Below are 16,877 nucleotides of genomic sequence, written 5' to 3'. Positions count from 1 at the left end.
ACGACCGGGAGATCCGATCACGGAACGCTACTGGATCCGCCTATCGGGCGACAGTGACCGAGTGTGGTTAATTGACCGAGATCATGACACGAATGGCTTAGTCATGAGCTTCGGCCAGCAACCTCGCCAGACCCGCGTACCCGCCCTCTTTCAGCCGCACTCCCGAGGTCTTCGCGTACGCGGCGTCGGCGCGGATCCCGAGTCCCTCGACCATCCGGTTCATGAAGTTGAACAAGGCGCAGACGAGGACGGCGTCGTGCAGCGCGGCCTCGTCCCAGCCCGCCGCGAACACGGCTTCGGCGTCGGCGTCGGTCACTTTCGACGGCGTCCGCGTCAGCTTGCCCACGTAGGCCAGCACGGGCTTCATGCGGGCGTCCACGGGCGAGGAGTCCAGATCGGTCAGTGCGGCGACCAGAAGTCCTTCCGGCACACCGAAAGCCTCCGCGGTGACGGTGTGGACCCCGTGGCAGTACCGGCAATCGTTGACGCCGGAGACATACGCGGCGATCAGTTCCCGTTCTCCCGCGCTGAACGCCGACGGCGCCCGCATGATCAGCTCGTGGAAGTCCAGCAGTTTCGACGCCGGGGCGGGGAACTTCTGGAAGACCTGCAGCAACGTGGCGTCAGTCGGCAAAGACCCGAGATAGGACATCGCGTGAACCACTCCCCTTTTCCGGCGTCCGCCCGTGTTCGGCGAACCTGTCGACGTCGTCGCGGCGCAGCCAGCAGGCCGCGAGGCAGGCGACCGAAGCCGGTCCCAGCCCGGTCACCGTGGCGGTGACCCTCGCGGTGGTCTGTTCCCATTCTTTACGCAGGGAACCGGCCACTGTCATCTCCGGACCTGCCGCGATCAGCGGGCGCACCGCGCGCCAGCGGGTGATCCCGGCTTCGATCAGCGCCTCGGTGTCCAGGGCGAGCGCGTCGTGCCGGGCCTGGTCCACGGCCAGCGCGACCAGTGCGGGCTCGTCGGCGATCCGCGCGAGCCCGACACCGGCGAGCAGGCGCTCGGCGTCCAAACCCATCAGGATCACGCCGGCCTCGGTCGACGGATCGTCGTCGATCGAGGGCAGGGTGAACCGGGAGTCGTAAGACTCAGACACGGGCGACGTCCTTCGTGGCGGCGCGCAGCGGGGCGTCCCGCCGCAGGTTCTCGGCGACGGCGGCCGCGACCCGCGCGGTGGCGACGCGGTGACCGTCGATGTTGCGAGCGGCCGGGCCCAAGGCCATCCCCGCGGCCGCGCCGACGGCGAAGACCCGGGGCGCGCCGACGTAGGCGAACGTGCACTCGTCCAGCTGGGGCCAGCCGCCGCGATCCAGGACGGCCTCGTCGGGCATCAGGCCGTCGCCGATGGACGGCGTCGTGCCCAGTGCCAGCACGGCGTGGTCGACCGTGACAGCCGAGCCGCCTTCGAGGTGGAGGCCGACACCCGGCGTCACCTTCGTGATCGCCTTGCCGCGATGCACGACCAGCCGCCCTTCGGCTTCGGCCGCTTCGAGCATCGGCCGGAACTCGAACATGATCGACGCGCGGCGGAACCGGCTCATCAGCTCGAGCCGGTCGGACCAGCTCACGCCATCGAAGCGCGCACGGCCTTCGGGGCGGAAGAACGACGAGTTGACGTCGGCGCATTGGTAGCGCTCGCCCGCTTCTCGGACGACCCAGTGCACCTCGCGGCCTTGGGCGAGCCCGTTGGTGATCAGGTGCGCGGCGGTCAGGCCGGCGCCGACGACGGCGAGCCGTTTTCCGCCGCTGGGAACGGGTTCGTCCCAGTAGCTCACGCCGCGCGGCGGATAGCCGCCGCCCCACCAGGTGTCCGGTGCGGACCGGCGCTCCTCGCCGAGGCACAGCACCGCGTGGCGGGCGGTGACGGAGAACCGGTCGGCGCGCACGGTGACGGCTTGCGACGTCGGCAGCACCTCACGGACCGAACCGCGCCAGGTCCGTTCCGTGACATGGTGGCTCGCGGCCAGATGCGTGCAGTAGGCCTCGAAGACGTCGACGGGGACGACCGAGCGGTGCCCGGCCTGCGCCATCCGGATCTCGCGGCGCTCCACCGGGGTCAGCACCGACCAGTGCAGCCGGGCGAAGTCCAGCAGTTCGCAGTCGCGGTAGCCCTCGACGCCGGGGTGGTGTTCGTACGGTGACCGCAGGACGCGCTGGCCGAGCAGGTCGACGCGGTCGAAGAACCGGCCACAGGGGCGGCCGTCGCGGTCGACGACGACGATGTCGCGCACGCCGTGGTGCCACAGTGCGGAAGCGACGGCGAGCCCGGCGGGGCCGGCACCGACGATGACGACGTCGGCGCCGGACGGCGGTTCGGAGGTGGTGACCGGGCGGGCGGCGGGCAGGACCGGCCACTCCCGGCCGCGCGGCGATTCGAGCAGGTGGGGTTCCGGAACGAAGGTGATCACCGGCGTGCTCAGCCGATCACGGTCACCGGGACGATCAGCTCGATCACGGGGCGCTGCTTCATCCCGTTGCTGATCAGTTCGTCCAGTGTCTGCTGGGACCGCTCGGCGGTGTCGGTCGCGATCGGGCTGTAGCGGGAGTAGGAATAGGTCGGCTTCCGGCCGCCCGCGTCCAGCGAGTACACCTTCAGTACGGCCTCTCCGGGGCGGACCTCGCCGTCGTAGAAGGTGAGGCGGCGAAGGTCCGGCGTCATGAAGGACTTCGAGAACTGGCGGGAAAGCACCAGGGTCTCGGCGTCGTTGACGAAGGTCGAGTCCTCGTCGGTGACGACCTGCATCGCGACCCAGGTCTTGTCGGTCAGGTTGGTCTCGGATTTGATCACCTGCCAGCGACCCGGCTCCGGCAGGTTGACGCTGACGGAGACGTCGTGGTCGGTGGTGTCGATCGCGCCGGAGATCATCAGCACCCGGCGACGGACGTCGGCGACCCCGGCCATCTGAATGTCACGCGCACGTACCCGCGTGGAAACGTCGAGTCCAGGGAATTCGGGTGACGACATTTTTCCTGCCTCCAGACCTCGATAAAAGGAATTTTCGACTGGCAGAATTTCCCAATCCGTAAAACACCGGAAGAATTTCACGTCGAAGTGGACGGTGTCAAGATGAGGAACACATGATCCACTACCGCGAAAGACCGCCGGCGCCAGCGTCGAGGACTGGGCCGTTCAGCGGTACCGGTCAGCTGCCGTCGGCGTCCTCGGCCCATACCGCGGCAGGAGAGCCCTGCTCCAATGCGCCGATATAGACGATCTCGAACGAGGAATCGGTGCGCCGTAGCCCTATTCTGATGACGAGGTCGTGTTTCACCAGAATAATGAACTGATGCGGATCCCGGCCATCTCCGAAAATGTCGTAGATGAGAAAAGCGGACCCATCGGCTACCGCGAAGAGGGCTTCGTAGATAACATTGCGGTCGGCCTGCGGGGCGTTGATCGCCCATTCTTCCAGCACCTGCAAACCCGACGTGAGCTGGAGGCGCATAGCCATCCGTAGGCCTCCTCGAGGTCTCGCCGGGTCACGGGGGATGTTCATTCTCCCGCGCGCGATACCCGGTGGTCTTCTTTGGTCTTGCTGTCCATGCCGGTCGTGGCTCATGGCGCTAGTTGTAGCCGAGGACGACGTGCTCGGCCGGGGACTCGCTTTCGGCGCTCCGCCTCGGCTCCCAGGCGATGGCCGTCTCCTCGGTCTCGGTGATCCCACGCGGGTCGAAATCATCGGTCACGACCCAAATTCGCACCTGTGCCGTCATGACGTTCCTCCCGGCCTTGGATGAAGAGCTCACTTGACAACCAAGGATGGACCCGTCCGATCGGAAGCCGATCGTGGCGTACTCGAGGACGGATGAAGATCCTGATGAGCAAATCACAAGTCGCCGATGAGGGGGTCCCGGTAGTCCTCTGGTAGTAACCGGAAACCCTAGGAGCACGCCATGACCGAGCGCCTCGACCCGTACGAGATCTACGCCGACGACGAGCTGGACATCGACCTGCTGGGCCTGTCGTGGCCCGACCCGGCCGTCCCCGAGCAACGAGACCCGGCACAAAAAGGACGACACGCGTGATCAGAAGGCGAACTCGCGTGATCAGACGGAGAACTCAGCAGTTCTCCGTCTGATCACGCGAGTTCGCCGTCCCATCACGCGTGTCGTCCATCTGATCACGCGAGGTGCGGGTTTCAGCGCAGGGCGGAGGTACGCCAGGTCGCCGGAGTGCGCGGGGACCAGGCCGAACGCGCGGGCGGCGCGGGTGGGGGCGCCGTCGCCGCGAGCGCGGTGAAGACGGCGACGAGCGCCGCGAGTTCGGCGTCTTCCGGGTCCCCCCGCAGGACCCGGAAGACCGGCGCTGTGTCCTTTTCGGACGGTGACATGGCTCTCCCGTCAGATCGGGTGGTTGCCGTGCTTGCGCTGGGGCGCCGCCTTCCGCTTGTCCTGCAGCATGTCCAGCGCCCTGGCGACGGCGGACCGGGTGTCCGCAGGGTCGATTATATCGTCCACGAGGCCACGTTCGGCGGCGTATTGCGGGTTCATGAACTCCTCGGTGTATTCCCCGACCAGGTGGGCGCGCAGCGCGTCCGGGTCCGACGCGGCCGCGAGATCCTTGCGGAACAGCACGTTCACCGCGCCCTCGGCGCCCATCACGGCGATCTGGTTGGTCGGCCAGGCCAGTGAAAGGTCGGTCCCGATGGACCGCGAGTCCATCACGATGTACGCGCCGCCGTAGGCCTTGCGCAGGATGACCTGGATCCGCGGCACGGTCGCCTCGCAGTAGGCGTGCAGCAGCTGCGCGCCGTGCCGGATGATCCCGGAGTGCTCCTGCTCGACGCCGGGCAGGAAGCCGGGGACGTCCACGAGGGTCACCAGCGGGATGCTGAACGCGTCACAGAACCGCACGAACCGCGCCGCTTTCTGCGACGCCGGGCCGTCGAGCACGCCGGCGAACATCATCGGCTGGTTGCCGACCAGGCCGACCACGCGTCCGTCGACCCGCGCGAGCGCGCACAGCACGTTCTGCGCCCACCGTTCGTGCAGCTCGAAGAACTCGCCGTCGTCGGCCAATTCCGCGAAGACGTCCCGCATGTCGTAGGGCTTGTTCGGCTCCACAGGGACGAGTTCGGCGAACCGCGGCCGCCGGTCCTTGCCCGCGTCCTGCGACGGCTCGCGCGGCGCGGGCTCCAGGTAGTTCGACGGCAGAAGCGACACCAGGTAGCGGACGTCGGCGAGGCACGTCTCCTCGTCGTCGTGCACCACGGTCGCCACGCCGGACGACGCGCCGTGCACGTCCGCGCCGCCCAGTTCGTCGTGGCTGACACGTTCCCCCGTCACGGTTTCGACGACGTCCGGCCCGGTCAGGTACATGCGGGCGGTGTCGCGCACCATGAAGACGAAGTCCGCGAGCGCGGGCGAATACGCCGCCCCGCCCGCGCACGGCCCCAGCACCACGCTGATCTGCGGGATGACACCGGACGCCTCGACCTGACGGCGGAAGATGCCGCCGTAGCCGTTGAGCGCCATGACGCCTTCCTGGATCCGCGCACCCCCGCTGTCGTTGAGCCCGATCAGCGGCGAACCGGTGGAGATCGCCAGGTCCATCACCTTGTGGATCTTCGCCGCGTGCGCCTCGCCGAGCGACCCGCCGAAGACGGTGAAGTCCTGCGCGTAGACGAACACCCGCCGTCCGTCGATGGTGCCCGAGCCTGCGACGACGCCGTCGGTGTACGGCCGGTTCTCCGCCAGCCCGAGCCCGCTCGCCTGATGCCGCCGGTACAGCTCGACCTCGGTGAAGGAATCGGGGTCCAGCAACAGATCCAGCCGCTCGCGCGCGGTGTGCTTGCCGAGCGAGTGCTGCCGCCGGACGCCGTCGAGCCGTCCGTCGACGATATGCTCGCGCAGTTCGTCGCGCTGGGTGCGCAGCAACGGCATCGTCGGTTCCGGCGGGTGCACCGGTTCGGCGCCGCGGGCGAGCGGGATCACCTGCCCGTCGGTCGCCCTCGGGATCCGGGGGCGCCGCAGCCGGTCTTCCGGCAGCGGCACCACCTCGGAGTCCTCCGTGCGCTGTGCGCCCGGATCGCCTTGCAGGGTCACGCCGCCTCCTTCATCCGCGTCTCGCGCTCGAGCTCGTCCATTTCGATCTCGCGCACGATGTCGCGCCAGCACACCCCCCGCCCGAGCCGAGGCATCGTGGTCACCACCGGCGCCCGGTCGAGCGAGTGCACCGGAGCCGGTGTCTCGTCCGGCCGGACGGTGGCGGATTCGTTGGCGGTCATGATCTTTCCCCTTCCTGTCAAGCGGATGCGCGGATACGGCCGTCGATCTGGTGGTAGCTGCCGCCGTAGAAGACCAGCGAGTCCTGCGCGGTGCCGCGGCTGGAAGCGACCACCTTGCCAAGGAAGATCGAGTGGTCACCGCCTTCGTAGACCTCGGCCAGTTCGCATTCCAGCCACGCCAGCGCGCCGTCGAGCAGCGGCGCGCCGGTCTGTGGCCCGGCCGTCCAGTCCACCGAGTCGAACTGCGCGAGCCCCGCCGGACGGCGCCAGTCGGCGAAGTACTTCGCCAGTTCCTTCTGGTCCGACGCCAGCACCGTCACCGCGTACGAGCCTGCCGTCACGATCGCTTCGTGCATCCGTGCCGCGCGGGAAACGCAGCACAGCACCATCGGCGGTTCGAGTGACACGGAGGTGACGGCGTTGGCGGTCATCCCGTGGGCCCGTTCGCCCCCGGCGGTCAGCACGGTGACCCCGGTGGCGAACTGGCCCATCACCTCCCGCAGCCCGGCCTGCGCGGACAACCGGCGCCGCGTGGCCGGCGTCGGCAGGCGTTTCAGCACCGGCCGCGAAGGCTCCTGAGATCCCACCGGTCACTCCCCCTTGCCGTTGACCGCGTACGGGGCCAGCGCCTCACGCAGCTGCTCCGGGACCCGGCTGGGCACCGTGGCCGTGTTGGGCCCGCGCATGCACGCGATCCGCTGCCGTCCCCGCGCGACCAGCCGCTCACCTTCGTCGGTGAGGTGGACGTAGTCGAAGGTGAACTGGATCTGGGTCTGGGTCAGCTCCTCCAGCCGCAGCCGGATCGACAGCTCGTCGAACGCGGTGATCTCCGCGAAGAACTCGCAGTCCACCTTGAGCGTGAACAGCTTGAGGTCGTGGCGGACCTCTTCGAGGACGGCGGGTGCCTTGTCCTTCAAGAACATTTCGCGGCACCGGCCCTGCCAGCGCACGTAGTTCACGTAGTAGACGTTGCCCACCAGGTTGGTCTCTTCGAATCCGACCGTATGGAGGATCTCGTAGTAGTCGGCCATGTCAGTCTTCCTCTCCCTGGAGCACCGCGAAGACGACGGGATCGGTCCGGTCGTTGACGGTCGTCGCCCAGGTGGCGATGCGGGCGTTGCCGTGGGAAAGCACCGCCCAGCCGTCCGGGTCGACCCGGTGCACGGTGAGCGCCTGTGTCATGTCGCCGGTCTTGCGCACGCATTCCAGCGCGCTCCAGACCCGGGTATGCGCGACCGAAAGCGGCTCGCGGGCGTCAGCGGCGAGCAGTTCGCCGACCGAAAGCAGATCCTCGCCGAGCAAGCCCGCCCAGTCCTCCGGTGTCCGTTCGATCGCCGTCTCGACGTCGCACGCGATCCGGCCGGTGCCGGCGATCGCCAGGGTGAGGTCGGCGCTGTGCGACGCGCTCACCTCGACACCGTCGGCCTCCGGTTTCCCGTCCGGGCGATAGCGGATCTCGAGCGGGGCGTCGACGGCACGGCCCGCCGCCAGCGCCGTCTGCGCTCGCCGTTCCGGTGTGGTTTCGACCGGGACGCCGATCGGGTCCGGTTCGACGACGATCGCGCGGGACGAGCCGAGCAGCCGTTCGGCCGCACGCTCCAAATAGGACCCGAGCATCGACGGGACCCACGGCCCTTCACCGTCACGTTTGCGGACAGCGCGCAGTTTCAGGCCTTCCCAGCGTTCGACGAGCTTCCCGTCCGGGTTGCGGACGTCGAGGTCGTAGACGTAGCTGTCACCATCCCGCGAACGCTCGCGAGCGTCGAGAAGCACGAATTCCGGGTCCTGCTCGCCGGGCTCGGCGAGGTACAGCCGCTCGATCCCTTGCGGCAGCAGGGTCGCGTCCGGGACGCAGCACTGGATCGCGTGCATCATCGCGTCACGGGTGCCCGGGTCGGCCAGTAGCTGTTCCTGCGGGAGGAACGGCGCGAACCAGTCGACCTCGGCGCCGGTCGCGATCTCCGCGACCGCGTGCCGTGCGCTGGCCCGCCGGTAGCCGGTGACCCGCTGGAACCGCTTGCCCTGGAACAGAACCGTGCCGTACAGCTCGGTCGTCGGGTCGACCGGGACCGGCGGCAGCGCGACGTCGCGGACGACCGTCTCACCGAGCGGATCCGGCCTGCTGAACCGCACCCGGGCGCGGAAGTGGTCGGCGCTGAACCCGGTTTCCCCGCTGCGCAGCACCACGTCCACCGTTTCGGCGTCCCTGGCCAGCGCGGCGAGCCGGATCGTGGTCGTTCCGCCGGGCGAAACGATGATCGGGCGCAGGAACTCCACGTCCGAGAACACCGGCGCAGGCAGGGTTTCCACGTCCAGCGTGGCCTTGGCGACCTGGGTCATCGCCTCCATGCCGATCACCGCCGGGAACAGCAGCTGGCCGTCGAGCAGGTGATCGGCCAGATACGGGTCGCTGCCCGCCGACAGGTCGGCCTCGGTGATCAGCTCGACCCCCGGGTAGTGCACGACCGCCCGGTCCACGAAGCGGGTCAGCGGCAGTTCGCGCTTCTCCACCGGCAGGGTGGCCAGCCCCGCGGTACGGCCACAGACGACCAGTACCGACGGGGCGGCCGGATCGCCGACGACCTGGCGGAGGATCTCGATGCCCTCCTCGGTCGGGATGGGGGTGATGCCGTCGCGCATCAAAGCGCTGACGACACCGAGCTTTTCGCCCATCCCGGTGCCGGACCAGACCGACCATTCGAGCGCGATCGCCCGCGCCTGAGGATGCTCGCGGCCGAAGCGCACGGTCAGTTCGGTCATCCAGTCGTTGGCCGTGGCGTAGTGCGCCTCACCGCGCAGGCCCGCCCGTCCGATGATGCTGCCGAAGGTGACCAGCAGCTTGATCTTGTCCTGGTCGACGGCGTCGAGGACGGCGTTGAGACCGCCGATCTTCGGGGAGAGGGTCTTGCGGAAGGTCTCCTCGGTCAAGGAGAACAGCGCCGCGGGCTCGTTGCGGCCCGCGCCGTGCAGGACCGCGGTGACCGGGCCGAACTCGGCCTGGATCCGGCCGATGGCGTCCGCCACCTGCTGTGCGGCGGTGACGTCGGCGCGTTCGTAGCGGTAGGTGATGCCCGCCGCCGCCATGCGCCCGAGGTTCTCCGACAGTTCGGCGTCGTCGGCCGGGTCGCTCCGGCCCAGCAACGCCAGTTTCGCGCCGGAGTCCTTGGCCAGCGCCAACGCGCTTTCCGCGGTGATGCCCTTGCCGCCACCGGTGACGAGGAGGACGTCTTCGGTGCCCAGCGGAGTCCCCTCCGCCTCGGACGGCGCGAGAGCGGCGAGCTTCGGTACCGAGCGGACGCCCGCCGAGTCGTAGCGGACTTCGCTGAAGTCGTTCGTCGCCGCGACCTCGGTGACCACAGTGGACACCGCGGCGCCGATCGCTTCAGGATCGACGGGGTTGACGTCGGCGAGGTCGACGATCGTGGTGCGGGCCGACGGGTCCTCCAGTCGCAGCGTCTTTGCCAGACCGGAGGCGCCGAGGCCGTGCTGCACCACTACGAACCGCGTGCCGTTGGGCGCGGCCAGCACCGCGCGGCCCGCGTCCAGGAACAGCCCGACATCCCCGGCGTCGCTGTCCTCGTTGAGGCACAGGAGGACACCGTCGCCGACACCCGCGTTGGCCAGCGCCGCACGCAGCGGTTCGGCGAGCGGGTGGCCTTCGGACGCGAACGCCGTCCACTCGGCGGTGGAGATACCGGGGGTCAGGTCGGGCGCTGGCCTCGGCGCGACGACGTACTCGACCGCGAACGGCCGGACCCACGGTCCGACACCGGCGACCTCGGCCTGGTTGCTGTCGGCGGGTTTGGCGGTCTGCGCCAGTTCGTCGATCATCTCGGCGAGTTCACCGAGACAGACGGTCGCGAAGTTCGGCATGCCCTCCAGCGCCGGCCGGCCGAGCGCGCGGGTCACGTCGTTGACCAGCTGACCGACGGTGATCGACGAAAGGTGTAGGTCGTCGAGCGGATGCGTGTCGGCGGTGACCGCTTCGAGCGGCAGTTCGACCCGTTCGGAAGCGAGTTTGCGCAGCAGGTCGAGCGTGCTGCTGCCGCCGTTCTCCGAGGCCTCCCCCGCCGTCGCTTCGGTGGTGTCGGCGACGCGGTCGCGAGCCAGTTCCGCGCCGATGGACGGCGCGGCCTCACACGGGCTCGCCAGGAAGTTGAAAACCCCGTCGACCGGCAGGGACCGGACGACCCGGCCGGCGAACAGCGCCGAGGTGTCCAGCGGGGCACCGAAAGCGAACGCGGCACCGGCGACCTTCAGCACCGCGGCCAGCGTCGGACTGTCGGTGTCGATCGCGAGGACCGGCGTGCCGGGCGCGATCTCGCCGAACAGCCCGGTGAGCACCCGGCCGGGACCGACCTCGATCACCAGGTCGCTGCGCTCGGCGACCTTCGCGGCCGCCTCCCGGAAACGCACCGGCAGGACCACCTGGTCGCGCAGCAGATCGCGCAGGTCCTCGGCGGCGTGCAGGACGTCACCGGTCACAGTGGACACCACGGGCCTGTCGAGCCGCGTGAAATCGAACGCGGCGAGTTCCTCGGTCATCGCCTCGGCGGCCGGTTCGACCGCGGGCGAGTGGAACGCGTGCGAGACGTTGATCCGGGTCGCCGTGATGCCCTCGGCACGGGCCAGCGCGACCACCCGCTCGATGGCGTCCGCCGGTCCGGAAAGGACGGTCTGTTCCGGCGCGTTGTATCCGGCGATGACGACGTCCTCGCCGTCGGCGATCCGCTCGACGACGTTCGGCGCCGCCGCGATTCCCGCCATGGCACCGTTTCCGGCGCTGGCGGTGGCCATCACCTTACCGCGGACCTTGGCCAGCTTGAGGACATCGCGTTCGGTGAGCGCGCCACCCCAGTGCAACGCGGTCAGCTCGCCGAGGCTGTGGCCCGCCGCCGTCTGCGCCTCGATCCCGAGGCTCTTGAGGACACGGAGCCCGGCGAGTGAACCGGTGACGATGCGCGGCTGCGCGACGTCGGTGGCGACCTGGTCGGCGCCGGTGGACAGCCCCGCGGCGCGGTAGATGTCGTCGGCGTGGGCGAAGCGTTTCCGCACCGCGCCGACCGTGCCCTGCCCGGAACCCTGGCCAGGGAACAGGAAGCCGATCTTCGGCCCCTTGGAACGCGAGCTCACGAAGATGCCCTCACCGGCGGAGAAGACTTCCGGTTCGCCTTCGCCGAGGAGGTCGAGCAGCTTGGACAGCTTGCGCTCGGCGTCCTCCGGGTTGGTCGCGACGATCGCCGCTCGCACCGGTTTTCCGGACAATTCCGCGGAAAGTGTGCCCGCGAGGTCCGCCAGCTCGGCGAGCGAAAGCTTCGGGACGACCTCCAAGAGCCCGGTCACCTGGCCGCGCAGGGAGGCGGCGTCGTCGGCGTCGAGCAGCAGCAGTTCGCTGTCCTGCCGTCCGGCGACCAGCGTCCGGGTCTTCTCGTCGAGTTCCTTGCGCCGGGCCGCACCCGGCGCTTCGGTGACGGTGACGTGCGAGTTGATCCCGCCGAAGCCCATCGCCGAAACCCCCGCGCGAACGGGGTGATCCGAAGGCCACAGCCCGGCATCGGCCGGGACATACATCCGCGCGGAGTCACCGATCAGCGACTCGTGCGGTTCGAAGTGGCCGGTCGCGGGCGGGATGACCTGGTGGTAGACCGCCAGTGTCGCCTTGATCAGCCCGGCGACACCGGCGGCGGCCTTGGTGTGCCCGATGTTGCCCTTGATCGTGCTCAGCGCGGCACGCTCGGCGAGCGGGTCGGCGTCGCGGCGGGCGGTGGAGAGCGCCTCGATCTCGGTGGCGTCGCCCAGCGCGGTCCCGGTGCCGTGCCCCTCGAAGTAAGAAACGGTCTCGACGCCGTATCCGGCCTTGTCGTAGGCCCGCTTGAGTGCGAGGCGGTGCCCCGACGCCTCGGGCCGCGTGATGCCGCCCTTGCCGTCGGAAGAGACTCCCCAGCCGCCGATGGAGGCGTAGATCCGCTTGCCCTGCGCGATGGCGTCGTCCTCACGCATCAGCACGAGCATGCCGGACCCCTCGCCCGGCCAGAAACCGTTGGAGTCGGCGTCGTAGACCTTCATCTCGCGTTTGGCGAGCGCGCCGGTCTTGGCGAACCCGATCACCTCGAACGGGTCGATCGACAAGTCGACGCCACCCGCGACGGCGACGTCGAGGTCACCCTCGCACAGTGCGTTCGCCGCGGTGACAACGGAAAGCAGCGAAGACGAGCAGGCACCGTCCACAGTGAACCCGCCGCCGCCGAAGTCGAAGAAGTTGCAGACTCGGCCGGCGATCGTGTTCGCCAACCCACCCGCGAGCGAGTCTTCGTCGATCTCGGGGAACGGCGCCTTGTACTGCGACTCGAGGTCGTGCAGGAACTCGGCGGTGTCACCCTCGGCCCAGCCGCGCTCGGCGAGCGCCGCCGCGACCGTGCGGCGCACGTACGGCCAGCGCAACCGCATGATGTTGGCCCGCGAGAACTCGCCGGTGAGGCTGTTGCCGATGACCACGCCGGTGGCGGGCCTCGGCAGCCCGTCACCTTCCGGGAAACCCGCGTCCGCCAAGGCCTGCGCGGCGACGTCGAGGGCGAGCCAGTGCGTGGTGTCGGTCGACCGGAACGTACTGCCCGCGACCTTGTACTTGATCCGGTCGAACTCGTAGTCGCGGAGTACCGCGGCCTTCTGGGCGTAGAAACGGTCCGGAGCCTTGGGATCGGGCGAGTAGTAGTCCTCGCGGTTCATCCGCTCGTCGGGCAGTCTCCGGAACGCCCGGCGGCCGGCGAGGACGTTCTCCCACAGTTCATCCGGGGAACCGGCGTCCGGGTATCGGAGACCGATACCGACAATCGAAATCCGCTCAACGCTCATGCCACCGCACTCCCCTAGCTCTCAACCACTCAAGTCATGGAATCCGGTTCCGGCGCTCTGTCCTCAGAGGCACGGGCGCCGTCCGCATCTGCAGTCCGGTCAAGCATGACCGGGGCAGGTCTCGGAGTCTTCTCTCATGTTGTTGAAGGCAGACAACGAATTCGGCGGAGGCCTGAAGGCCCCATGCTGACGCCGAAGTCCGTGAACCCCGCAAGTAGTCGACTAATTGCGGGGAGTCAGGCGGCCTTCCGGGTCGAAGTGAGCGAAACGCAGTGAGCAGCGGCTACGAAACTCGCCCACCCCACCAACTCGATCAGTTCTCGATCGCCCAAACCCGCGCCCGCGACCAAAGCGTCGTCGACCTGATAGGGCGCTTTCGCGACCACCAAGGCCAAGCGAGCCACGGGATCATCGACGGCATCCACCCAAGACCGGCTCAGCCCGGGCGACATTCCGTCCCAAGTGGACAGATTACGGAGCACGACATCCCGCACACCAGGAGAGATCCCCACCGACCCGAACGCCGCCGAAGCACGAGAGAAGGCACCCGCGACAACTGGATTCCCCGCAGCCCACGAGAAATCCCGCGACCCGGGCGGCAGAAGATCCAGGGACAGCCCTGGCGAAGCGTCCTCCACGGGACGAAGGAACCGCCCCAGCACGGCCTTGGCCCGGGAACGCGCGGAATCCGGCACGGAAGAAGGCAGCGGTGACGGCCCGAGGAACACGGTCACCACCCGGTTCAGGTAGTGGAACGTGAAGGCGACCGCGGTCAGCTCCGCCCGAGCCGCCGCCGACAAGGCCCCGGCAAGAGGATCCGGCACCGCCTCACCCGCCGCGATCGCCGAAGCCACCGAGGAACGCCCGAGCGAATCCAGTGCCATCCCATGCACTTCGACACAGTACGGACACGAGTTCGCCCGCGACACCAGGGAAGCGACGACCTCCCGATCCGCCCGGCTCGTCTCCCCCGCCGCCACCAGAGACTCCCGCAGCATCAGCCAAGTGGCCGCGAGGACCGGCGGTGACGGCGAATGCAGCGCCACCGGCGGGGCGAGCATGCCGAAATCCCGCTCGAGCTGGCGATAGACGTCGCGCACCAGCCCGGTCGCTTTGCCTGCCGGTACAGGCCGGACGTACCGGACCTCGCGCAGCACCCTGCGCAGCGCGAGTTTTACCAACTTCGGTGCCATCGGATCTCCATCTCGAATGTCCGTGAAGGCCTCCTTGCCTACCCTGAAGGTAGGGAAGGAGGCCTTCACGGACTTCCGCATCGCCGCGTGAGTCCCAGCGACCCCAGCCGTCACAACCGTCGCGAGCGGAGGCCCCTTCCCTCGCGACTTCTCAAGTACACGAAGGACCCCTTGCTTGCGCCTAGTGTCGCGTGATCCTGCGGGTCCTACGCGTGATTGGACGGCGATCTCCCGTGACTGGATGGAGATCTCGCGTGATTGGAGGGAGGACACGCCCGCAGCCGGATTCCTCCGGGTGTCATCCGTCTGATCACGCGTGACCGCCGCCTGATCACGCGAGATCGCCGTCTGCGGAACGAAACCCAACGCCGAGCAAGCAGGATCACGACCCAGTCAGCCGGTCACCACGGGAAGACGGCTGACCGCCCGCCGCCCGGTGATGGAACCGTCCGGAGCCGGAGCGCCATAGGAGACGTCGACGCCGCGCGCCTGGAGCGCCCGCACGATACCCGGCACCGAACGTTCGGCCAGTGCCGCGATCGTCATCGCCGGGTTCACCGTCAGCGCGCCCGGCACGGAAGCGCTGTCGGTCACGAAGATCCCGGGGTGGTTGCGGAGTTCGTGGTTCGGGTGCAGTGCCGAGGTTTCCGGGTCGTCACCGATCCGGCACGACGCCAGCGGGTGCACGGTGTACGCGCCGACGACGTCGTTGGTCCACGGCGCCACCTTCGCCAGGCCGTCCTTCTCCAGGATCTCCTTGCACTCCGCGTCGGCCAGCGACCAGCCGTGCAGGGTGTTCGGCGTGGGGTCGTATTTCAGCGGGCCGCGGCCGAGCATCTGCTGCGAGATGCGGTAGGCGTTGCCGGTGGGCGGCGGCGCGCCGAAGACGCCCTCGTTGTCGTCCTCGGTCATCAGGAAGATGGTCAGCCACGACGACCACTTCTTGAGGATCTCCTTCTTCTGCGCCCCGAACCAGCGCGGCTCGTCGCCGTCCGGAACCTGCGCGAGGATCGTGCCGAGCCCTGGCGGGAAGTACAGCTGCTCCAGCGAATACCGTTCGTACTCCGGCAGCGAACCGTCGAGCTTGTCCCAGTTCGCCACGGTCGGACCCTTGCCGATGTGGTTGGCCTCGTAGACCTTGCCGTCCTCACGGGACAGTCCGAGCACCTCGCGGACCCGCTCCTCGTTGATGATCGCGGTGTTGAGCCGCTCACCGTTGCCCGAGAAGTACCGGCCGACCGCGTGTGGCATGGTGCCCAGCGCCGACTCCGAACGCTGCAGGATCACCGGCGTCGCACCGGCGCCCGCCGCGATGATGACGACCTTCGCGTCGATCGTGCCGCTCTCGGTCTGCACGCGGTAATCGGAGTCGTCGACGATGTTGAAGTGCACGCGGTAGTCGCCGTCGTCGATCCGCTCGATCCGCTGGACCTCGTGCAGCGGCCGGATCTGCGCGCCGTGCGCGAGCGCGGCGGGCAGATAGTTGGTCAGCAGCGAGCGTTTCGCGTCGAACCGGCAGCCTGCCATCATGAAGTTGCAGTTCACGCACCGGTCGTTGTCCACCGCGACCGGCGCCGGGTTGGCGGTGCGGCCGGAGTGGTCGCAGAACGCCGCCCACAGCCCGCCCGCGTACGAGACGTCGTTCCAGTCCTGTTTGGACACCGGAAGCGAGTCCGAAACCCGGTCGTACCAAGGCTCCAGCGTGTCGCGCGTGATCACCGAAGGCCACATGCGACGGCCGATGCTGCCGTGCCGTTCGAAGACGAACTTCGGCGCCCTCGGCATCGCGGCGAAGTACACGACGCTGCCGCCGCCGACGCAGTTGCCGCCCAGCACGCTCATCCCGTCGCCGACGACGAAGTCGAACGCCCGGGTGTAGGACGAGCCGAGCAGGTAGTCGTGCTCGAAATCCTGCGCTTCCAGCCACGGCCCGCGTTCCAGCACGGTGACCTTCGCCCCGCCCGCGGCCAGGTGATAGGCGGGGATCGAGCCGCCGAACCCGCTGCCGACGATGACGACGTCGGTCTTGTCGTAGGCGTTCATGCCGGGCTCCCGGAAGGCGTGGTGTCAGGGTGGAGTTGCGCCAGTTCGCGGCGGTAGGAGAACTTCGGGAACCGCCACAGGCCGTCTTCGTCCGGCGCGGTGTACCCCATCGCCAGCAGACCGGGGTGGCCCTCGGCGATGGCTTCGGCGGTGTGCTTGTGCGCCGCGCTGTCGAAGGACATGTTGCAGAACAACGCGAGGCTGACCCAGCCGTCCTTCTCCGGATGTCCCGGCGCGGTCAGGGACTTCACCAGCGCCGTCCTGTCCTCAAAGGACAATGCGACGAACGACGGCAGCGCCTCGTCCAGCGTGAGGTTTTGTTCCTTGGCGTAGACCTTCGCGTGATCGTTGAGGGACTGTGCCAGATAAGGAAGTCCGACGGTCACGCCGGTCGCCTCGGTGTGCAGCAGTTCAAGCGCGCCCGCCACGACCGCGCCCGGCCCCGCCGCGGCGCCGGCGATCGCGTGATCGTCCGGGAACCGCTTCTCCCCCGGTAAGATCGTGTCCGCGTAGGCCTCCAAAGTGGACACCTTGACCTGTTCGTCCGAATCCACGGCG

At 68.7% G+C, this 16,877-nt stretch carries 16 protein-coding genes; 1 reads left to right on the top strand and 15 read right to left on the bottom strand.

Features of this window, described 5'->3' with window-relative positions; translation table 11 throughout:
* Positions 1–97 precede the first annotated feature (97 nt).
* The 6 genes from ACLARN_RS31700 to ACLARN_RS31675 form a co-directional block, all read right to left on the bottom strand.
* A complete protein-coding gene (locus ACLARN_RS31700) occupies positions 98–652 on the bottom strand; it encodes a carboxymuconolactone decarboxylase family protein (RefSeq protein ID WP_409495146.1) in 555 nt (184 codons plus the stop codon).
* Positions 624–1,100, bottom strand: a complete 477-nt coding sequence (locus ACLARN_RS31695; RefSeq protein ID WP_409495145.1) for a DUF6187 family protein — start codon at positions 1,098–1,100, stop codon at positions 624–626. The genes ACLARN_RS31700 and ACLARN_RS31695 overlap by 29 nt, the downstream gene beginning before the upstream one ends.
* Positions 1,093–2,412 (bottom strand): FAD-dependent oxidoreductase, encoded by a 1,320-nt coding sequence (locus ACLARN_RS31690; RefSeq protein WP_409495144.1) that lies wholly within the window; start codon positions 2,410–2,412, stop codon positions 1,093–1,095. The genes ACLARN_RS31695 and ACLARN_RS31690 overlap by 8 nt, the downstream gene beginning before the upstream one ends.
* Positions 2,413–2,420: 8 nt before the next feature.
* A complete protein-coding gene (locus tag ACLARN_RS31685) occupies positions 2,421–2,906 on the bottom strand; it encodes a DUF6423 family protein (protein ID WP_409495213.1) in 486 nt (161 codons plus the stop codon).
* 241 nt (positions 2,907–3,147) lie between these two features.
* The gene (locus ACLARN_RS31680; protein ID WP_409495143.1) at positions 3,148–3,456 is read right to left on the bottom strand and encodes a DUF6235 family protein; all 309 of its coding nucleotides are present in this window, start codon (positions 3,454–3,456) and stop codon (positions 3,148–3,150) included.
* A 112-nt stretch (positions 3,457–3,568) separates the two neighbouring features.
* Positions 3,569–3,691, bottom strand: a complete 123-nt coding sequence (locus ACLARN_RS31675; protein ID WP_409495142.1) for a hypothetical protein — start codon at positions 3,689–3,691, stop codon at positions 3,569–3,571.
* 207 nt (positions 3,692–3,898) lie between these two features.
* On the opposite strand from ACLARN_RS31675, the gene ACLARN_RS31670 reads away from it, so the two are divergent.
* Complete coding sequence (locus ACLARN_RS31670; RefSeq protein WP_279628219.1) at positions 3,899–4,030, top strand: hypothetical protein; 132 nt, start codon at positions 3,899–3,901, stop codon at positions 4,028–4,030.
* 113 nt (positions 4,031–4,143) lie between these two features.
* On the opposite strand, the gene ACLARN_RS31665 is transcribed toward ACLARN_RS31670, so the two are convergent.
* The 9 genes from ACLARN_RS31665 to ACLARN_RS31625 form a co-directional block, all read right to left on the bottom strand.
* Complete coding sequence (locus tag ACLARN_RS31665; protein ID WP_409495141.1) at positions 4,144–4,335, bottom strand: acyl-CoA carboxylase subunit epsilon; 192 nt, start codon at positions 4,333–4,335, stop codon at positions 4,144–4,146.
* A gap of 10 nt (positions 4,336–4,345) precedes the next feature.
* Entirely contained in the window at positions 4,346–5,887 is a 1,542-nt protein-coding gene (locus tag ACLARN_RS31660; RefSeq protein ID WP_409495212.1) for an acyl-CoA carboxylase subunit beta, read from the bottom strand.
* Between the two features lie 158 nt (positions 5,888–6,045).
* The gene (locus tag ACLARN_RS31655; RefSeq protein WP_409495140.1) at positions 6,046–6,231 is read right to left on the bottom strand and encodes a DUF6222 family protein; all 186 of its coding nucleotides are present in this window, start codon (positions 6,229–6,231) and stop codon (positions 6,046–6,048) included.
* Between the two features lie 17 nt (positions 6,232–6,248).
* On the bottom strand, positions 6,249–6,818 hold the full coding sequence (locus ACLARN_RS31650) for a flavin reductase family protein (protein WP_409495139.1): 570 nt from the start codon (positions 6,816–6,818) through the stop codon (positions 6,249–6,251).
* Positions 6,819–6,821: 3 nt separating this feature from the next.
* Positions 6,822–7,262, bottom strand: a complete 441-nt coding sequence (locus tag ACLARN_RS31645; protein WP_409495138.1) for an acyl-CoA thioesterase — start codon at positions 7,260–7,262, stop codon at positions 6,822–6,824.
* Between the two features lies 1 nt (position 7,263).
* Positions 7,264–13,083, bottom strand: a complete 5,820-nt coding sequence (locus ACLARN_RS31640; protein WP_409495137.1) for an SDR family NAD(P)-dependent oxidoreductase — start codon at positions 13,081–13,083, stop codon at positions 7,264–7,266.
* Between the two features lie 236 nt (positions 13,084–13,319).
* Positions 13,320–14,276: a carboxymuconolactone decarboxylase family protein gene (locus ACLARN_RS31635; protein ID WP_409495136.1), complete on the bottom strand. Its 957-nt coding sequence runs from the start codon at positions 14,274–14,276 to the stop codon at positions 13,320–13,322.
* Between the two features lie 393 nt (positions 14,277–14,669).
* Positions 14,670–16,319, bottom strand: coding sequence for a GMC family oxidoreductase N-terminal domain-containing protein (locus tag ACLARN_RS31630; protein ID WP_409495135.1), 1,650 nt, complete (start codon positions 16,317–16,319; stop codon positions 14,670–14,672).
* Positions 16,316–16,873: a DUF5987 family protein gene (locus tag ACLARN_RS31625; RefSeq protein ID WP_409495134.1), complete on the bottom strand. Its 558-nt coding sequence runs from the start codon at positions 16,871–16,873 to the stop codon at positions 16,316–16,318. Before ACLARN_RS31625 ends, ACLARN_RS31630 begins: the two co-directional genes overlap by 4 nt.
* Positions 16,874–16,877 lie beyond the last annotated feature (4 nt).

This window comes from Amycolatopsis sp. cmx-11-12 (genome assembly GCF_046269425.1).
Classification (GTDB): Bacteria; Actinomycetota; Actinomycetes; order Mycobacteriales; family Pseudonocardiaceae; genus Amycolatopsis.
The sequence above is the reverse complement of the archived record's forward strand: the minus strand, read 5'-3'. Positions and strand labels throughout refer to the sequence as shown.